16 protein-coding genes are annotated in these 16940 nt (G+C 67.9%); 8 read left to right on the forward strand and 8 right to left on the reverse strand.

The window, feature by feature from the left end:
* Position 1 precedes the first annotated feature (1 nt).
* On the reverse strand, positions 2 to 1534 hold the full coding sequence (gene glpK / locus ACIA8C_RS37935; RefSeq protein WP_397143383.1) for a glycerol kinase GlpK: 1533 nt from the start codon (positions 1532 to 1534) through the stop codon (positions 2 to 4).
* Positions 1535 to 1564: 30 nt separating this feature from the next.
* Positions 1565 to 2329, reverse strand: coding sequence for an IclR family transcriptional regulator (locus ACIA8C_RS37940; RefSeq protein ID WP_397143385.1), 765 nt, complete (start codon positions 2327 to 2329; stop codon positions 1565 to 1567).
* A gap of 250 nt (positions 2330 to 2579) precedes the next feature.
* Between ACIA8C_RS37940 and ACIA8C_RS37945 the strand changes: the two genes are divergently transcribed.
* The 3 genes from ACIA8C_RS37945 to glpD all read left to right on the forward strand — a co-directional run bounded on the left by ACIA8C_RS37945 (position 2580) and on the right by glpD (position 6755).
* Positions 2580 to 3398 carry an MIP/aquaporin family protein gene (locus ACIA8C_RS37945; RefSeq protein WP_397143387.1) on the forward strand — a complete coding sequence of 273 codons (819 nt, stop codon included), beginning with the start codon at positions 2580 to 2582 and terminating at the stop codon, positions 3396 to 3398.
* Between the two features lie 118 nt (positions 3399 to 3516).
* Positions 3517 to 5037, forward strand: a complete 1521-nt coding sequence (glpK, locus tag ACIA8C_RS37950) for a glycerol kinase GlpK (protein WP_397143390.1) — start codon at positions 3517 to 3519, stop codon at positions 5035 to 5037.
* 38 nt (positions 5038 to 5075) lie between these two features.
* Positions 5076 to 6755: a glycerol-3-phosphate dehydrogenase gene (gene glpD / locus ACIA8C_RS37955; protein WP_397143392.1), complete on the forward strand. Its 1680-nt coding sequence runs from the start codon at positions 5076 to 5078 to the stop codon at positions 6753 to 6755.
* 30 nt (positions 6756 to 6785) lie between these two features.
* Here the strand turns inward: glpD and ACIA8C_RS37960 are convergent, their stop codons facing one another.
* On the reverse strand, positions 6786 to 7712 hold the full coding sequence (locus tag ACIA8C_RS37960; RefSeq protein WP_397143394.1) for a methyltransferase domain-containing protein: 927 nt from the start codon (positions 7710 to 7712) through the stop codon (positions 6786 to 6788).
* 95 nt (positions 7713 to 7807) lie between these two features.
* Here ACIA8C_RS37960 and ACIA8C_RS37965 point away from each other — a divergent pair, with 95 nt between their 5' ends.
* A complete protein-coding gene (locus ACIA8C_RS37965) occupies positions 7808 to 8458 on the forward strand; it encodes a class I SAM-dependent methyltransferase (protein ID WP_397143396.1) in 651 nt (216 codons plus the stop codon).
* Here the strand turns inward: ACIA8C_RS37965 and ACIA8C_RS37970 are convergent.
* Positions 8455 to 9207 (reverse strand): GNAT family N-acetyltransferase, encoded by a 753-nt coding sequence (locus tag ACIA8C_RS37970; RefSeq protein ID WP_397143398.1) that lies wholly within the window; start codon positions 9205 to 9207, stop codon positions 8455 to 8457. The genes ACIA8C_RS37965 and ACIA8C_RS37970 overlap by 4 nt on opposite strands.
* A 139-nt stretch (positions 9208 to 9346) precedes the next feature.
* Here ACIA8C_RS37970 and ACIA8C_RS37975 point away from each other — a divergent pair, with 139 nt between their 5' ends.
* Positions 9347 to 10048: a M24 family metallopeptidase gene (locus tag ACIA8C_RS37975; protein ID WP_397143517.1), complete on the forward strand. Its 702-nt coding sequence runs from the start codon at positions 9347 to 9349 to the stop codon at positions 10046 to 10048.
* A 4-nt stretch (positions 10049 to 10052) separates the two neighbouring features.
* Here the strand turns inward: ACIA8C_RS37975 and ACIA8C_RS37980 are convergent, their stop codons facing one another.
* Together ACIA8C_RS37980 and ACIA8C_RS37985 are read right to left on the reverse strand one after the other, a co-directional pair.
* Positions 10053 to 10493 carry an SRPBCC family protein gene (locus ACIA8C_RS37980; RefSeq protein WP_397143401.1) on the reverse strand — a complete coding sequence of 147 codons (441 nt, stop codon included), beginning with the start codon at positions 10491 to 10493 and terminating at the stop codon, positions 10053 to 10055.
* 190 nt (positions 10494 to 10683) lie between these two features.
* The gene (locus tag ACIA8C_RS37985) at positions 10684 to 11235 is read right to left on the reverse strand and encodes a nuclear transport factor 2 family protein (RefSeq protein ID WP_397143403.1); all 552 of its coding nucleotides are present in this window, start codon (positions 11233 to 11235) and stop codon (positions 10684 to 10686) included.
* A 484-nt stretch (positions 11236 to 11719) separates the two neighbouring features.
* Between ACIA8C_RS37985 and ACIA8C_RS37990 the strand changes: the two genes are divergently transcribed.
* Together ACIA8C_RS37990 and ACIA8C_RS37995 are read left to right on the forward strand one after the other, a co-directional pair.
* A complete protein-coding gene (locus tag ACIA8C_RS37990) occupies positions 11720 to 12934 on the forward strand; it encodes an Ig-like domain-containing protein (RefSeq protein ID WP_397143405.1) in 1215 nt (404 codons plus the stop codon).
* Positions 12935 to 12995: 61 nt separating this feature from the next.
* Positions 12996 to 14387 (forward strand): pyridoxal phosphate-dependent decarboxylase family protein, encoded by a 1392-nt coding sequence (locus ACIA8C_RS37995; RefSeq protein ID WP_397143407.1) that lies wholly within the window; start codon positions 12996 to 12998, stop codon positions 14385 to 14387.
* 3 nt (positions 14388 to 14390) lie between these two features.
* Here the strand turns inward: ACIA8C_RS37995 and ACIA8C_RS38000 are convergent, their stop codons facing one another.
* Positions 14391 to 14861, reverse strand: a complete 471-nt coding sequence (locus ACIA8C_RS38000; RefSeq protein ID WP_397143409.1) for a winged helix-turn-helix transcriptional regulator — start codon at positions 14859 to 14861, stop codon at positions 14391 to 14393.
* Positions 14862 to 14983: 122 nt separating this feature from the next.
* On the opposite strand from ACIA8C_RS38000, the gene ACIA8C_RS38005 reads away from it, so the two are divergent.
* Positions 14984 to 16234, forward strand: coding sequence for a cytochrome P450 (locus ACIA8C_RS38005; protein WP_397143411.1), 1251 nt, complete (start codon positions 14984 to 14986; stop codon positions 16232 to 16234).
* Here the strand turns inward: ACIA8C_RS38005 and ACIA8C_RS38010 are convergent.
* Positions 16231 to 16884: an SDR family NAD(P)-dependent oxidoreductase gene (locus ACIA8C_RS38010; protein WP_397143413.1), complete on the reverse strand. Its 654-nt coding sequence runs from the start codon at positions 16882 to 16884 to the stop codon at positions 16231 to 16233. The genes ACIA8C_RS38005 and ACIA8C_RS38010 overlap by 4 nt on opposite strands.
* Positions 16885 to 16940 lie beyond the last annotated feature (56 nt).

A 16940-nucleotide genomic window follows, 5' to 3' on the forward strand; every position in this document is an offset into this window, starting at 1 on the left:
GTCAGCGCGCCTCGGCCTCGTCCCGTCGGCGTTTCGAGCGCAACCAGCCGAACGTCAATTGCACCGCGCGCTGCCAGTTCTCGTACTCGTCGGCGCGAAGCACCGGGTCCATCTGCGGCACCCATTGCGCGGCGAGGCGCCAGTTGTTGCGCAGACCCTCCAGGTCCGGCCAGTAGCCGACGGCGAGCCCGGCGGCGTAAGCCGCACCGAGCGAAACGGTTTCGGCATTGAACGGCCGCATCACGGGGACGTCGAGCACGTCGGAAACGATCTGCATGAGCAGGTTGTCGGAGGTCATGCCGCCGTCCACCCGCAGTGCCCTGGCTTGTAAACCGGAGTCCGCGTTCATGGCGTCGACCACCTCGCGGGTCTGCCACGCGGTGGCCTCCAGCACCGCACGAGCGATGTGACCCTTGGTGATATAGGACGTCAGCCCGGCGATGAGGCCGCGGGCGTCACTGCGCCAATGCGGTGCGTACAGCCCGGAGAACGCGGGCACGATGTAGCAGCCGCCGTTGTCTTGCACTGTGCGAGCGAGGGTTTCGATCTCGGGCGCGCTGGCGACCAGGCCGATGTTGTCGCGCACCCACTGCACCAGCGAGCCGGTCACCGCGATCGGTCCCTCCAGCGCGTACACCGGCTTCTCGTCGCCGATCTGGTAGCCGATGGTGGTGAGCAGGCCGTGCGAAGACTGCACCAACTCGCGACCGGTGTTCATCATGAGGAACCCGCCGGTGCCGTAGGTGCACTTGGTTTCCCCACGCGCGAAACAGGTTTGGCCGAACAGCGCGGCATGCTGGTCGCCGAGGGCGGCGGCGATCGGGATGCCGGGCACCACGCGACGGGTGGTGCCGTAGGACGCCGTGGAGGGCTGGATCTGCGGCAGCATCGCCGCGGGGATGCCGAAGAAGCTCAGCAGTTCCGCGTCCCAGGCGAGGGTGGCGATGTTCATCAGCAGCGTGCGGCTGGCATTGGTGACGTCGGTGAGGTGCAGGCCGCCGTCGACACCGCCGGTCAGATTCCAGATCAGCCAGGTTTCCATGGTGCCGAACAGCACCTCGCCGCGCTCGGCCCGATCACGCAGTCCCGCAATGTTATCGAGCAGCCAGCGCAGCCGCGGCGCGGCGAAGTAAGTGGCCAGCGGCAGCCCGCTCAGCTCCCGAATGCGGTGCGCGCCAGGCCTTTCCTCGTACTCGCGGACCAGGTCCTCGGTGCGGGTGTCCTGCCAGACGATGGCCCGCCGGATGGGGGCGCCGGTGCGCCGATCCCACACCACGGTGGTCTCCCGCTGGTTCGCGATGCCGAGGGCGGCAACCTGATCGACGGTGATGCCGGAATCGCGCAGCGCCTGCGGCACGATCCGGTCGACATTGCGCCAGATCTCCATCGCGTCCTGCTCGAGCCAGCCGGGCCGCGGATAGTGCTGCTTGTGCTCGCGTTGCGCGACGCCGACCAGGCGAGCGCGCTGATCGAACAGAATGCACCTGGTCGAGGTGGTGCCCTGATCGATCGCCAGCACGAACCGTTGGGTCATCCGCGTCCTCTCCTGCCATGAGTCAGTGGGTCAGTGTCCGGCGCCCAGATCTCGCGAGACCGCATGGGCGGCGTCGCGCACGTGCCCGACCAGGGCGGGTCGATGTCGTAATTGCGGGTCGCAGAGCCGGTCCACCGGCCCGCTGATGCCGATGGCGCCGACCACGAGTCCGCCGTGCGCGCGGATCGGCGCCGCGATGCCGGCCTCACCGGGCCGATACTCCTCGGTATCGCCTGCCCAGCCCACCTGCCGGACCGCGGCGAGGGCGCGGGTGAGCACCGTGCGGTCGACGATGGTGCGCCTGGTGAGCGAGGGCAGCGTCGCGCCGCGCAGGGTGGCCATGAGGTCGGCGTCGTAGGCGAGCAGCACCTTGCCGAGCGCGGTCGCGTGCGGCGGCAGCAGCTCGCCGAGCTCGAGTGCCTGTTCGGATTTGTCGGGGCGGAATACGTGATGGACCACCACGACGCTGCCGTCGACCGGGGCGCCGATGCGGACGGATTCGCCTGTGCGCGCGGCCAATGCGTCGGCCCAGTTGATGGCGCGGGAGCGCAGCTCGTTGGCATCGAGGTAGCTGGTGCCGAGGTGCACAAGCGCCGCACCGAGTTGATATTTGCCGGTCGCCGGGTCCTGCTCGACGAAGCCGACGCCCTGCAGGGTGCGCAGGATGCCGTGCGCGGTCGGTTTGGCGAGACCGAGCGCGCCCGCGATTTCGCCGACGCCGAGTCGGCCTGCGCCGCGGGCCAGCAGCCGCAGAATGGCCGCCGCTCGCTCGATCGACTGGATCGGACCGGGCATGTCCCGAAACTAGCCGCCGGATTCGACAATGTCGAACATGCGGTGAACAAAGAGCAACACCCCCGGGGTCCAGTGTGACGTGCGTCATGCCCGCTTCCTCGGCGGCCCGACAGTAGCGGCAGCAGCCGGGGGCGGCCAGACCTACCGTTCAGCATTGTCGAACGCACGCTATGTCCGGGTTCGGGCCGCCGTCGTAACGTCGGACTTCGCAGGGTCGCGTCGGCGACCGCGGGCGAACGGAGACTCAACGATGAACTTCGGCTCGATCTTCCTGAGTGAAGCACTCGGCACAGGGATGCTGGTCTTACTCGGTGTCGGCGTAGTCGCAAATGTATTGCTGACCAAATCCAAGGGATTCGACGGCGGCTGGCTGTTGATCAACTTCGGGTGGGGTCTCGGCGTGCTCGCCGGTGTATACATCGCGTACAAGACGGGCGGCCACATTAATCCCGCGTACACGATCGGCGTCCTGTTCAGTGGCGCGAACGAGTACGCCCCCGGCGTCGAGGTCACCGTCGCCACCACCCTCGCTTATATCCTCGGCCAGCTGGTCGGCGCGTTCGTCGGCGCGAATCTCGCCTACATCGTCTACAAGCGGCACTTCGACGAGGAGACCGACGCGGAGAAGAAGCTCGGCGTGTTCGCCACCGGCCCGGCGATCCGCAGCCTGCCGTGGAATTTCGCCACCGAGGTGGTCGCCACCTTCGCCCTCGTCATCGTGCTGCTGGCCATGGGCCACACCGCGACCGGTCTCGGCCCGCTCGCTGCGGCGTTGCTTGTCGTCGGTATCGGTGCCTCGCTCGGCGGGCCGACCGGCTACGCCATCAACCCCGCCCGCGATCTCGGTCCCCGGCTGGCGCACGCGCTGCTGCCGGTACACAAGGGTGCGGCGGTTCGAGTAGCTGAGCCGGCGGCCGTCGGTGGCGGCTCGGCCGCGCCGCTCGCCGACCCGGGGCCCACCGATCTGCCGGGTCGTAAGAACTCCGACTGGAGTTATGCCTGGGTGCCGATCGTCGGCCCGCTGCTCGGCGGCGTTCTCGCCGGGCTGGCGGCACAGGTCCTTTTCTGAATCTCTTCTCTATCAATCGTTTTCTTTCGAAAGGACCACGCGTGAGCGAGCGTAGCGAGCGAACCGAAAATACAGCGCCCATGGGCATGACGGAGCCGAGCGTCAGCGAGGTGCAGTCATGAGCCAGTACGTCGGCGCCATCGACCAGGGCACCACGAGCACACGCTTCATGGTGTTCGATCACAGCGGCAACGAGGTCGCTCGCCACCAGCTCGAGCACCAGCAGATCCTGCCGCAGGCGGGCTGGGTGGAGCACGATCCGACCGAGATCTGGGAGCGCACCCGCGCGGTCATCCAGAGCACGCTCACCAAGGCCGATCTCCAGGCGAGCGACCTGGCCGCGGTCGGCGTCACCAATCAGCGCGAAACCACCGTGGTGTGGAACCGCAAGACCGGGCGCCCCTACTGCAACGCCATCGTCTGGCAGGACACTCGCACCGACCGCATCGCGGCCGAGCTGGAACGCGCCGGACACGGCGACACGATTCGGCACAAGGCCGGATTGCCCCCTGCCACTTACTTTTCCGGCGGTAAGCTGCGCTGGATCCTGGACAACGTCGCCGGTGTCGCGGAAGCGGCCGAACGAGGCGAGGCGATCTTCGGCACCACCGACAGCTGGCTGCTGTGGAACCTGACCGGCGGTGTGGACGGTGGTGTGCACGTCACCGACCCGACCAACGCTAGCCGCACCATGCTGATGGACCTGGAGACCCTGGACTGGGACGACGAATTGTTGTCCATCTTCGGCATTCCGCGTGCCATGCTGCCTGCCATCGCGCCGTCGTCGAATCCGGAGCTGTTCGGAAAGACCAGGGCCGATGGGCCTTTCGGCGGCGAGGTGCCGCTGTCGGGTGTGCTCGGCGATCAGCAGGCGGCGACGGTCGGCCAGGTGTGCTTCCAGCCCGGCGAGGCGAAGAACACCTACGGCACCGGAAACTTCTTGCTGCTCAACACGGGTGAGGACATCGTGCGTTCGCAGCACGGGCTGCTCACCACGGTCGCCTACCAGCTCGGCGACGCCAAGCCGGTGTACGCGCTGGAAGGATCGATCGCGGTAACCGGCTCGGCGGTGCAGTGGCTGCGTGATCAGCTGGGCATCATTTCCGGTGCGTCGCAAAGCGAATCGCTGGCCAGGCAGGTCGAGGACAACGGCGGCGTGTACTTCGTGCCCGCGTTCTCCGGGCTGTTCGCGCCGTACTGGCGTTCGGACGCGCGCGGCGCGATCGTCGGGCTGTCCCGGTTCAGCACCAACGCCCATCTGGCGCGGGCGACGCTGGAATCCATTTGCTACCAGACCCGCGACGTCGTCGAGGCCATGCAGGCCGACTCCGGCGTGCCGCTCGACGTGCTGCGGGTGGACGGCGGCGTCACCGCCAACGAGCTGTGCATGCAGATCCAGGCCGACTTCCTCGGGGTGCCGGTGTCGCGGCCGGTGGTTGCCGAGACCACCGCGCTCGGTGCCGCCTACGCGGCCGGACTGGCGGTCGGATTCTGGAGCAGCACCGACGAACTCGTGCAGAACTGGCACGAAGACAAGCGCTGGACCCCCACCTGGTCCGAGGAGCAACGCGAACGCGGCTACGCCCGCTGGCAGAAGGCCGTGTCGCGCACCCTCGACTGGATAGACGTAGACGACTGAGTCGCCGACGCGAATATCACTGGAACAAGGAGAGATTCATGTCAGCACGATTAGACCCCAGCTACCGCGCGGACGCGGTCGATGCACTAGGCGACGACGAGATCGATGTGCTGGTGATCGGCGGCGGCGTGGTCGGTGCCGGCGCCGCGCTGGATGCCGCCTCGCGCGGGCTGAGCGTGACCCTGGTGGAGGCCAGGGACTTCGCGGCAGGCACGTCCAGCCGCTCGAGCAAGCTCATCCACGGCGGCCTGCGCTACCTCGAGCAGCTCGACTTCTGGCTGGTGCGTGAGGCTTTGAAGGAACGCGGACTGCTGTTGAACAAGCTGGCGCCGCACCTGGTGCGCCCGGTGTCGTTCCTGCTGCCGCTGCAACACCGAGTGTGGGAGCGCGCGTACATCGGTGCGGGCGTCGCCCTGTACGACACGATCGGCGGCGCACGGGCACTGCCCATGCACCGGCATCTGTCCCGCACGCGCGCACTGGAATTGGCGCCCGCGCTGCGCGAGGACTCGATGACCGGTGCCATCCGCTACTTCGACGCGCAGGTCGATGACGCCCGGCACACCATGACGATCGCCCGCACCGCGGCGCAGCACGGCGCGACCGTGCTCACCCGCACCAAGGTCACCGGGCTGCTGCGCGACGGCGAGCGAGTCGTCGGCGCGCACGTCACCGATCTGGAGACCGGCTGCGAGTACACGGTGCGCGCCCGCCGGGTGATCAGCGCTACCGGCGTATGGACCGACGAGATGAACCGCATGACGGGCGTCGAATTCCCGTTCCACGTGCGCACTTCCAAGGGCGTGCACATCCTGGTGCCGCGCGAGCGCCTTGACCTGGACACCGGCCTGATCATGCGGACCGAGAAGAGCGTGCTGTTCGTGATCCCTTGGCACCAGCACTGGATCATCGGCACCACGGACACGGACTGGTCGCTGGACAAGGATCATCCGGCCGCGAGCAACGCCGATGTGCAGTACATCCTCGATCACGTCAACGCGGTGCTGCGCGAGCCACTGACCCGCGACGACATCGTCGGCACCTATGCCGGGCTGCGGCCGCTGGTGTCCGGCGCGTCCAACGACACCGCGAAGCTCTCGCGCGAACACGCTGTGGCAGAACCCGTTCCGGGTCTGTTCGTGATCGCGGGCGGCAAGTACACCACCTACCGGGTGATGGCCACCGACGTGGTGGACGCCGCGGTGGCGGGCCTCGGCCGCGCCGTCGCGCCGTCGGTGACCGAGAAGCTGCCGCTGCTCGGCGCGGTCGGCTACCAGGAGCTGGCCGCCGACCTCGACAGCGTCGCGCGGCGCGCCGGGCTGTCAACGGCCACCGTCGAACACCTGCTCGGCCGCTACGGTTCCGCCGTGCACGACCTGTTCGAGCTGATCGCCGAGGATCCGGCGCTGGGCGAGCCGCTCGCGGGCGCCGAGGAGTACCTCGCCGCCGAGATCGTCTACGCGGTAACCCACGAGGGCGCACTGCATCTCGACGACGTGCTCACCCGCCGCACCCGCATCTCCATCGAGGCGTCGGACCGCGGCCTGATCGCCGCACCCGAGGTGGCCTTCCTGATCGGCGCCAGGCTCGGCTGGGATGCGGACACGGCCGAGCGCGAGCTCAGCCGCTACCGCGACCGCGTCGAAGCCGAACTGGCCGCCAACCGGGCCGCCGACGACGAGGCCGCGAACGCCGCCCGCCTGGTCGCCGTCGCCTGACCCGCGTCGCCCGGCGACCTCGATCCTGGTTCAGGCCTGCGTTTTCGGCCGGCCATCGAGCTCGCCGGGCCGCGACTGATAGTCCAGTTGGAAGTGCCAGATGAGCATGGCGGGGGCACCGGCGGCCGCCGCCTGGGCGGCCTCGGGCACCATGCGGGCGAGCGACCATGGCCAAAGGTCCCAGGGGCCTGGGTCTTTCGCCGGAGGCGGCGTGGGTGCGGCTGGGAGCAGTGGTTCTTCGCAGCGCCGTAGCTGGAAACCTACGGGCAGGGCGGCACGCAGGTAGTCGCCGACCAGGTGGCGATACACGGGGATGCGGCCGGGTTGTCCCTCGGGATTTCGGACGGTCGGAATCGATCCGCGCGCAACGGCTTCGGGGTGGGTGTCGGTGATCACCAGATGGCCGCCGGGACGCAGCACCCTGGCGAACTCGGCCAGCATCGGGTCCAGCGACGAATTGTGGTTCAGCGCGAGGGCGCACACGACGAGATCCACGGTGGCGTCGTCTACCGGTAGCCGATGGAGGTCGCCGAGTAAGAAATCGGCCGCCGGAACCCGGGTGCGAGCCAACGCGAGCATGTCGGGTGAGCTGTCCACGCCGATCACCTTGTGGCCGCGTTCGGCCAGCCATCGTGCGTATCTGCCGGTGCCGCATGCGGCGTCCAAGGCGACGCCGGCGGGGAGCGCGCCGACGATCTCACGCACGATGGGTGTGTCGATCTGAAAGGCAAGGTTGCCCGGGTCGTCATATCGCGCCGACCAGTCGCGATACCCCGTAACAGTGTCGAATCTTTCGGCGTGCACGGCGGCGTCGCGCAATGACTCGTCCGCGAGCAGGGCGCGCACCTCGGCGAGCCGCGCGTCCACGAAGGCGCGGTCGTGCTCGCCGGTGAACGCGCGCAACAGCGCGATGCCTTCCAGCCCTAGCAGGTAGGCCAGCGGATGTTCGTAGACCATGAGCGGTGAGATTACGGAGCGACCTGGTCGGGATCCACCGATTTTCGGCACCGATCATTGACCTCAACCCCTGTTCAGGGTGGACCATGAAGGTCATGACTCGATCCGCCGATTTCTGGAATGCCGCCTACGACAACGACATCGCACCGTGGGTTATCGGTGAACCACAACCCGCGATCATCGCGCTGGAGCGCGATGGCTGGATTCGCGGGCGGGTGCTCGATCCCGGCTGCGGAGCCGGCGAACACACGATCCTGCTGACCAAGCTCGGCTATGACGTGCTCGGTATCGACCTGTCCGCCAGTGCGGTCGCGTTCGCCCGCGATAATGCTGCCGCACAAGGGGTTCCAACCGCCCGGTTCGAGGTCGGCGACGCCATCGCCCTCGGGGACAGCAGCGAATCACCGGCCTACGACACGATCATGGACAGCGCCCTGTTCCACGTCTTCGGTACCGAACCCGACGCCCGCGCCGCGTACGTGCGCAGCCTGCGCGCGCTCTGCAAGCCGGGCGGGCTGGTCAATATTCTCGCGCTGTCCGACGCCGGACCCGGTTTCGGGCCGCAGATCAGCGACTCGATCATCCGCGAATCATTCGTCGACGGATGGGAACTGGAGGATCTGCAAACCACCCACTATCGCGGCCGGGTCACCGCGTCCGTGCTCGAGCAGAAGCCGGATCTCGGCGTGCCCGAGGGCGGCGCGATCGACGTGGCGGCGTGGGTGGCGCGGATCCGCCGCGTCTAGATGTCCATACCGCCGTGACCATCGGGGGTCGACTCATCGGTCTCGAGATCTGCCCCTTTCGGATGCTCATCGGCGTGCGTCGGCTTGGCGTGCTCCGCCGCGAAGTCCGGTTCCTGCTGCTGTATTTCGGCCGTCGTCCGGTCTTGCTCTGGTCCGCTCATGCCCGCCGGATACCCGTCCGCGACGCGAGCATGCAAATGCATGTCGTGCCAGCCGTCGGCGTGCAGTCCCGCGCTGCGCATGGTCCCTTCCAGGGCGTAACCGAGCTTGGCGGCGACCCGGCACGACGGCTGGTTCGCCACCGAGTGGCTCAGCTGGATGCGATGGAAGCCGACCTCGAAAGCCCAGTTCGTCAGAGTGGCGACCGCGCGCGGCGTGACGGCCTGCCCGCGCGCGGCGGGCGCGGTCCAGTAGGCGACCTCGGCCTGACCGTTGTCCAGCTCGAAATCCTTCAACGCGGCTCGGCCGACCAGCCGTCCGCTGGCGACCTCGGTGACCGCCCAGTGGGCGCCGACGCCCGCGCGCCACGTGCCCGCCCACCGTTCGATCCAGTCGCGCGCCTCGGCGACCGAGTCCGCGCTGCGGACATGCCAGCGCTGGATCGAGGGATCGGTATAGACCTCGAGAACCGCAGGCGCGTCCTCAGCGGTCCACGGCCGGAGCACCAGTCCGTCGCCGGTAGCGAGCACCGGCTGCGCTGACCGCGTGAACCTTTCGGCGGCGACCAAGCCGTCCGTCAACAGTGGCATGCCGTCGATTCTTCCCGGCCGACGCGTGCCCGACGCAAGAAACGTGCTCATGGCCGTTCGGGTTCGCAGGGATGTCGCGCATGCTGAATCGCCTACGTACCAGGCGGTCTCAATGATCTAGGGTCGAACTATGGAGACGCTGGATGTGACCGAGGCCGAGCGGGTTTCCGCCTTATTGGCGGCAGAGGCCAACGCCGTGGCGTTGTTCGACGAGGTGGTCGCTCGCGGGATCATCGCGCCGGGCGCGCGCGAATCGGTGGTGAGCGACGCGGTGCGCGATCTGGCCGACGAGTTGTTCGGCACACGGCGGTTTTGGCACAAACGGATCGTGCGGTCCGGGATCAATACGCTCGAGCCGTACAGCGCGAATCCGCCGGACCGGATCATCGGCGCGGACGATATCTGTTTCCTGGACTTCGGGCCGATCTTCGCGGAATGGGAGGCCGACTTCGGCCGCACCTACGTGCTCGGCGACGATCCGGCCAAGCTGGCGTTGCGGGACGCGCTGGAGCCGTTCTGGGAGCAGGGTCGGGCCTACTTCGACGCGCATCCCGATATCACCGGCGACCAGCTCTACACCTGGGTTGCCGAGCAGGCGGCCGCGCAAGGGTGGGAGCTGACCGCGGCGATCGCCGGGCATCTGGTCGGCGAGTTCCCGCACAAGCAGATCTCCGGCACCGAGCTCACCTCCTACGTGGCGGCGGGCTCGACGCCGCCGATGCGCCGCCTCGATCCCAAAGGCCGGGTCTGCCATTGGATTCTGGAGATCCACCTGGTAGACCGGGCCAACAATATCGGCGGGTTCTTCGAGCAACTCCTCGATATCCGGCCCGCGGCGTAGTCGCTCAGCGCTCGGCCGCGGCGGCGATGTCGTCGAGGTCGCGGCGGAGCATGCGACGGGTCGGCCCTTCGAAAAGCTTGCCGATGAAGGCGGCCATGCGGCCGACTTTGCCGTGCGGCCGACCCTCGAAACCCAAAGCAAGCAGGGTATTGGAACCCTGCGCCGTGAGGGTGAAGATCGAGCGGTAGTGGGTGCCGTGCGAATCGGCCTCCGTGGTGTATGACTGGCCGGGCACGATGGCTGTCACGGTCATGGTCTCGGTGGCTTCCTTGCCGAACGCCACCCGGGTTTCCCGCCAGGAGGTGCCGACCTCGAACCCGGTACCGCCATCCAGGCGTTCCAGCCGGGTAATACCCCTGATCACCTCGGCGGTGCGGTCGAGATCGGTGATCACCGCCCAGACCTGTTCCGGCGGCACGGCGATCTCGCGGGTAACCGTGATCATCGACAAAACGCGCCTCCTCCTACCGCGGACACTCGACCGCGTTCGGCCGAACTACGGCAAGTTCTATCAGAGCCGCGATCGGAGACTCGCGACAACCCGAGTTGCTCTTGGTCGCGCGATCGAGCTGTGTCGCTCAGTAGGGTCTTCGAGGTTGCACTCGAGGCCGCGTTCCATCCGGTCGCGCGGTGAGTCAGGCGATGGCCGCGTTCCGGGCGCTGGTGTAATCGCGGTGTGTGTCGACGCCGTATCCGGGCACATTGATGCCTGGCACGTCCGCGCCGAGCGCGATGATCTGGTTCAACGTGTTGTGATGCTGCCGCACCTCGGCGATCTGACCGTTCTCGAAGCGCATCTCGCTGAGAAACGTTGCGTGGTAGAGACGTTGGCTCTCCAACGCGGTGAAGTCGCCCTCGATATCGGCGAACCAGGCGTGCGGTGCGGCGAACGGGCGCACCGTGATGCGGCATAGGCTGCCGGGCTGCCACAGCTCGGTGCTCCACCAGAGCATGCTTTCGCCGAGCTCCTCGCGGCCGTCTATGGTGTCCGGTAGGCCGGGCAGCTGCCACGGCGCGTGGAACCGCACGTCGGCGGTGACCAGGTCCAGGATCTGTTCATGGTCCTGCAGGAAGAGCAGTTCGTAGAAGCGTTCGATGGCGGCGCGTTCCACAGTCGCGTCGGGTAGCCCGGCGGCGCCGTCGCTCCGGGCGCCGATCCGTCTCCGGTCCTGCCGAGCGGTTGTCATGCTGATCATCACAAGCCCTTCCCAATCATGCTGGTCGATCGCTTGAAGATGAGTCAGCAAATCATGAGCAAACATGAACCGTCAATGAGTATCCGGCGGATCCGCTGTGGCGCTCGCCACTGGTCAGGCGCCGCGCCCGGGATGCGGCCGACTGTTGCCGAGCATCGCCGGCGGCCATAACCTGGAATTGATTCTGTGCCAGGTCGGGCTGTGCCGTCGAGGTCGGGGCTCGGCGACCACGGGGGAAAGAAGTACCGCGTTTCGTGATCGGGGCCCTATCGATGTCCATGATTCTCTATCTCCTCTTGCAACCGTTCCTCGGCGACGACGTCGCCCAGCAGCTGGCGACCCAGTTCCGACTAGGCCCCGACAACTGACGGCCCCACACTGGCGAAAGCACCCCCTCGCGGGCCGGTAAACTGCTGAGCGGGACAGTAAGTCGAGGGTGCGCAGCGGGAAGCGCACGGCGAACACAGGAGAAATCATGTCGAGTCGCCGCTTCCGATCCAGCGTGGCCGGGATAGTCATCCTGGTCACCGCATTGGTGGTTGCCGGTTGTTCAGCGTCGGAGTCGAAGAAGCCGGGATCGGCCGACCCCGCGCCACCCGCTATCTCCATCACCCCGGCGTCGGGCGCGAAAGATGTCGATCCGAAAACCCCGGTCCAGGTGACCGCGGGCGACGGCGTGCTGACGTCGGTCACCATGACCAACGAGAAGGGCAAGCCCATCGAGGGCATCTTCACGCCGGACAAGACGGCGTGGAAACCCACCGAACCGGTCGGCTACGGCCACTCGTACACGATTACCGCCGAGGGCCTGACGATCACCGGCCGTAGCGGCCCGCTGACCTCGGCGTTCGCCACGCTGACGCCGAACAACCAGACCAAGGTGTACTTCGAGACCACCGGCGGCGGGCTACTCGACGGCGGCACCTTCGGCGTGGGGGCGGTGATCGCCGCCCACTTCGACGAGGACGTCCCGGACCGCGCGCTCGCCGAGAAGCGGCTGCAGGTCACCACGACCCCGCCGGTGGAGGGCTCCTGGTACTGGCTGGACAACCAGCACGTGCACTGGCGGCCGAAGGAGTACTACCCGTCCGGCACGAAGGTCACGGTCGCGGCCAATATCTACGCGGTCGATCTCGGCGGCGGCCTGTACGGCCAGGAGGACACCAAGGCGTCGTTCACCATCGGCGCGTCACACGTCTCCATCGCCGACGACAACACCAAGCAGGTCCAGGTCTTCGAGGACGGCAAGATGATCCGTTCCATGCCGACCTCGATGGGCATGGGTGGCAGCGAGAACGTCGGCGGCAAGACAATCACCTTCTGGACCCAGCCCGGCGTCTACACCGTGATGAGCAAGGCAAACCCGGTGATCATGGACTCGTCGACCTTCGGCCTGCCGGTCAACTCCCGGCTCGGCTACAAGGAATCCATCAACTGGGCGACCCGGATCAGCACCGACGGCATCTACCTGCACGAGCTGGCGTCCACGGTGTGGGCGCAAGGCAACACCAACACCTCACACGGTTGCCTGAATCTCAGCCCGGCGAACGCGCGGTGGTTCTACGACTTCGCGGTGCCCGGCGACGTGGTCGAGGTCCGCAATACCGGTGGCGCGCCGCTCGATGTCTGGCAGAACGGTGACTGGGGCGTGCCGTGGGATCAGTGGCAGGCAGGCAGCGCGCTGAAGTAGCAAGGCCAGCACCTGCCGACTGGCCCCCGACAAGCCGGGGTGCGCCTCGTAGCGTCGAGGGGTGGACGAAAACCTTGCGACCGACCTCGCCGAGCTGCCTGTGTTGCTTGACGTGGTACACGAGTCGGCGACCGACCTGTTGACCGGAATCGACACGCGGCCGGTCGCGCGGGTACCGAAAGAGGTAGGGCCGGAGGAGCTTCCGGAACACGGCGTCGGTTTGCGACTGGCCCTCGCGCGGTTCCGCGAGCGCTGGGAACCGCAGTTCTCCGGCAGCGCCGGCCCGCGCTACTTCGGCTTCGTCACCGGCGGCGCCACCCCGGCGTCGGTCGCGGGCGATTGGCTGACCGGGGTGCTCGATCAGAACGCGATGTCGGGCGAGGATTCCGCGGCGACCGAGCTGGAGCATCAGACGGTGGGCTGGATCGGGCGGCTGTTCGGCCTGGAACAGCACACCGGGGCCTTCGTCAGCGGGGCGACCATGTCGAACTTCGTCGGCCTGGCGATCGCGCGGGAGTGGCTGGGCGAACAGCAAGGGATTTCGGTGGCACAGTCCGGAGTCGGCGCGCTTGGGCCGGTGCGGGTGCTGTCGGGGACGCCGCACTCCAGCATCGTCAAGTCGTTGTCCATGCTCGGAATCGGCCGCGACAGCATGCGATTGGTGCCGACCATGCCCGGCCGGGAGGCCGTCGACGTAGCTCGGCTGGCCGAGGCCCTCGCGGCGCTGAACGGCAGTCCCGCCATCGTTGTCGCGAACGCGGGCACGGTGAACACCGTCGACTTCGACGATCTGCGCGCGATTGCCGCACTGCGCCAACGATATCCGTTCTGGTTACATGTCGACGGCGCGTTCGGCGCGTTCGCGGCGCTGGCGCCGGAGCATGCCGCGCTGGTCGACGGTCTCGGCGAGGCGGATTCGGTCTGTGTCGATCTGCACAAGTGGCTCAACGTGCCCTACGACGCGGCGGTCCAGTTCACCCGGCACCGAGATCTGCAGCTGCGCGTCTTCCTGAATTCCGCGGCGTACCTGACCGCGCCCACTGGCACACCGGATTTCGGGCACCTGGTGCCGGAGAACTCACGACGGCTGCGCGCGCTCGCCGCGTGGTTCTCGCTCACCGCGTATGGCCGCGACGGACATCGAGACATCGTGCAGCGCAACATCTCCTGCGCCAACAGCCTGGCCGAGCAGCTCACCGCGACCGGGCTGCTCCGGCTCGCCGCTCCGGTCCGCCTCAACGTGGTCTGCTTCACGCTGGCCGACCGGCCCACCGCCGAGCGCATCGACGCGCTGGCCGCCGCCATCGCCGAGACCGGCGAAACATTCGTGACCCCAACGGTTTACGACGGTCAGCACGCTCTGCGCGCCGCGTTCAGCAACTGGCGCACGACGCACGCCGACGTGGACCGGGCGGCCAAGGCGATCGCCGCCGCGGCACTCGCGCTGTCCTGATCGTCAGCCTGCCGCGTCGGTCGCCTGCGGCGGGTGGAAGCCAGGACCCGGCTGTGGCTCGACGTCGCGCGGGTCGATTTCGGCGCGGCAGCGCGCACACACCGTCAGCGGCGTGATCGGGTGACCGCAGCTGCGATGCTCGAGGATGAGCGGCGGTCCGTCCGGGTCGGCCAGGTGCCGGTCGCCCCACGCCGACATGGCGATGATGATCGGATACAGCTCACGGCCCGCGGCGGTGAGGTGGTAGTCGACGCGGCCGCCGCCCTCGTCGGTGCGGGCGAAGATGCCCGCGTCGATCAGCATGCGCAGGCGGCTGGTGAGCAGGTTGCGGTTGGTGATGCCGATATTGCGGGCGAAATCGCTGAACCGGCGCACGCCGAAGAAGGCCTCGGCGATGACCAGGATGCTCCACCGGTCGCCGAGCAGCTCGACGACGCGGGTCACCGAATCGTCGGCCGGGCGTCGGATGGTCATCCGGATATCTTCGCATTCGCTTTCGGTATTGCATTCCTACTGTCGGTATCGGAATACTACTACTTATCCGAGCGCGGCAAGGGCACGACCGGTTGCCGCCGGGTCGATGAGGTGGGAGCCCCATGACGTCAGCAGAACAGTCGATCGCCGACTACATCCGTTTACTCGATCCGGCCGAGCGGCCAAACCCCTATCCCCTGTTCGCGCGGTTGCGGGAGCGCGGGCCGTTCCGGATCGGCACGGCACCGGTCGTCATCGTGCCCGGCCACGCCGACTGCGCGGCCGTGCTGCGCGACCCGAGGGTGAGCGTCGACCGCTCGCTCGGGAAGCTGCAACTCAGCTCGATGCCGATCTACGACTCCTCGAAAACCACCGCGGAGCAGGCGAAGCCGTCTTTTGTGTTCCTCGATCCGCCGGACCACACCCGGCTGCGGCGGTTGGTGTCGAAGGCCTTCACCCCGCGCGTAGTGCAGCAGCTCGAGCCACGGATCACCGAGCTCGTCGACGACATCCTCGACAAGCACTCGGCGGCAGGGACATTCGACGCCGTCACCGAGTTCGCCTATCCGCTGCCGGTGACCGTCATCTGCGAATTGCTCGGCGTGCCGCTGGAAGACGAAGCGCAACTGAGTCATTGGTCATCGTTACTGTCGCGCACGCTGGACCCCACCTCGCGTCACGCGCCCGAGCACCGGGTCGATCCGGTCGAATTGCAGCGCGCCGGAACCGAACTCAGCACCTATTTCGAGCGGCTGACCGAACGCCGCCGCGCCACACCGGGACCGGACCTGCTTTCGCAGCTGCTCGCGGCGGAGGACGCCGGAGACACACTCACCCACGACGAGCTGATCTCCACCTGCGCGCTGCTGCTCGTCGCCGGGCACGAGACCACGGTCAACCTGATCGCGAACGCGACCCTCGCACTGCTGCGCCGCCCTGCCGAACTCGCCGCGCTGCGCGCGAATCCCGAACGGGCACAGGGTGTTGTCGAGGAGACGCTGCGCTTCGATCCGCCGGTCCAGCTGATTCCGCGGATCGCCGCCGACGATCTGACGGTGGGCGAGCTCGCCGTGCACCGCGGCGATCTGGTGGTGATGCTGATCGCCGCCGCGCAGCGCGACCCCGCCGCGTTCCCCGACCCGGACCGGTTCGACCCGTCGCGCGACAACCGCCACCTGGCCTTCGGGCTCGGCACGCACTTCTGCCTCGGCGCGCCACTGGCCCGGCTGGAGGCGCGGGTGGCGCTCACCCGGTTCAGCCAGCGCGTCGAAGCACCGCGCCTGCCCACGGATCCGCCGGTCTATCGCGAACACGTGAACCTGCGCGGCCCGGCGCAGATGCCGATCGAATACGCCGCGATCCGGCCACGCTAACCGTCATAGGACGTGTGCGGCGTCCAGTCGTCCAGCGGCCGGACGGCGGCGGAGTGCAGCGCCTCGGCGACCCGTTCCCTGGTGAACGCACCCTCGCCGAGCACGCCGTTGATCTGCACCGCCACCGCCCGAAAACCCTTGGGCGCCAATGTCGTATCCAGGCTGGTGACCAGGTTGCGGACCGCCGCCTTCTGCACGCCGAGCGACGCGGCCTGATGCCACGGCTTGTCCGCCGCCGCACTCCCGGTGACCAGCACCCGTGCGCCCGCGGCGAAGAACGGCAGCGCCGCCTGCACGGCGGGCAGCAGCGCGGCGGCGCCGACGGTGAAGTCCTCGATCAACTCCGGCACCGACAGCTGCAGCGGGTCCGACTGCCGGAACATGCTCGGGTTGAAATGCAGCACGTCGATCCGGCCGTGCTGCTCCCCCACCGCGGTCACCACGCGCGCGATGTCGGCCGGGTCGGACAGGTCGACGCCGACCCCCTCCGCGTCGAATCCCTCGCCGCGTAACTGTTCGGCCAGCGGCTCGGCCTCCTCCGGCAGGCGGCAGGCCAGAAACACGGCATAGCCGTCGTCGGCGAAGAGTCGGGCAACGGCCAATCCGACACCGGGACCGGCGCCGAGCACGAGAAGCACGGGAGCAGACATGATCTCGAGCCTAGAGCCGACGCGGTGATCACGGCCAATAGTTGCTGGGTAGGTGC

Origin of the sequence: Nocardia sp. NPDC051321, assembly GCF_044455225.1 — a bacterium.
Classification (GTDB): Bacteria; Actinomycetota; Actinomycetes; order Mycobacteriales; family Mycobacteriaceae; genus Nocardia.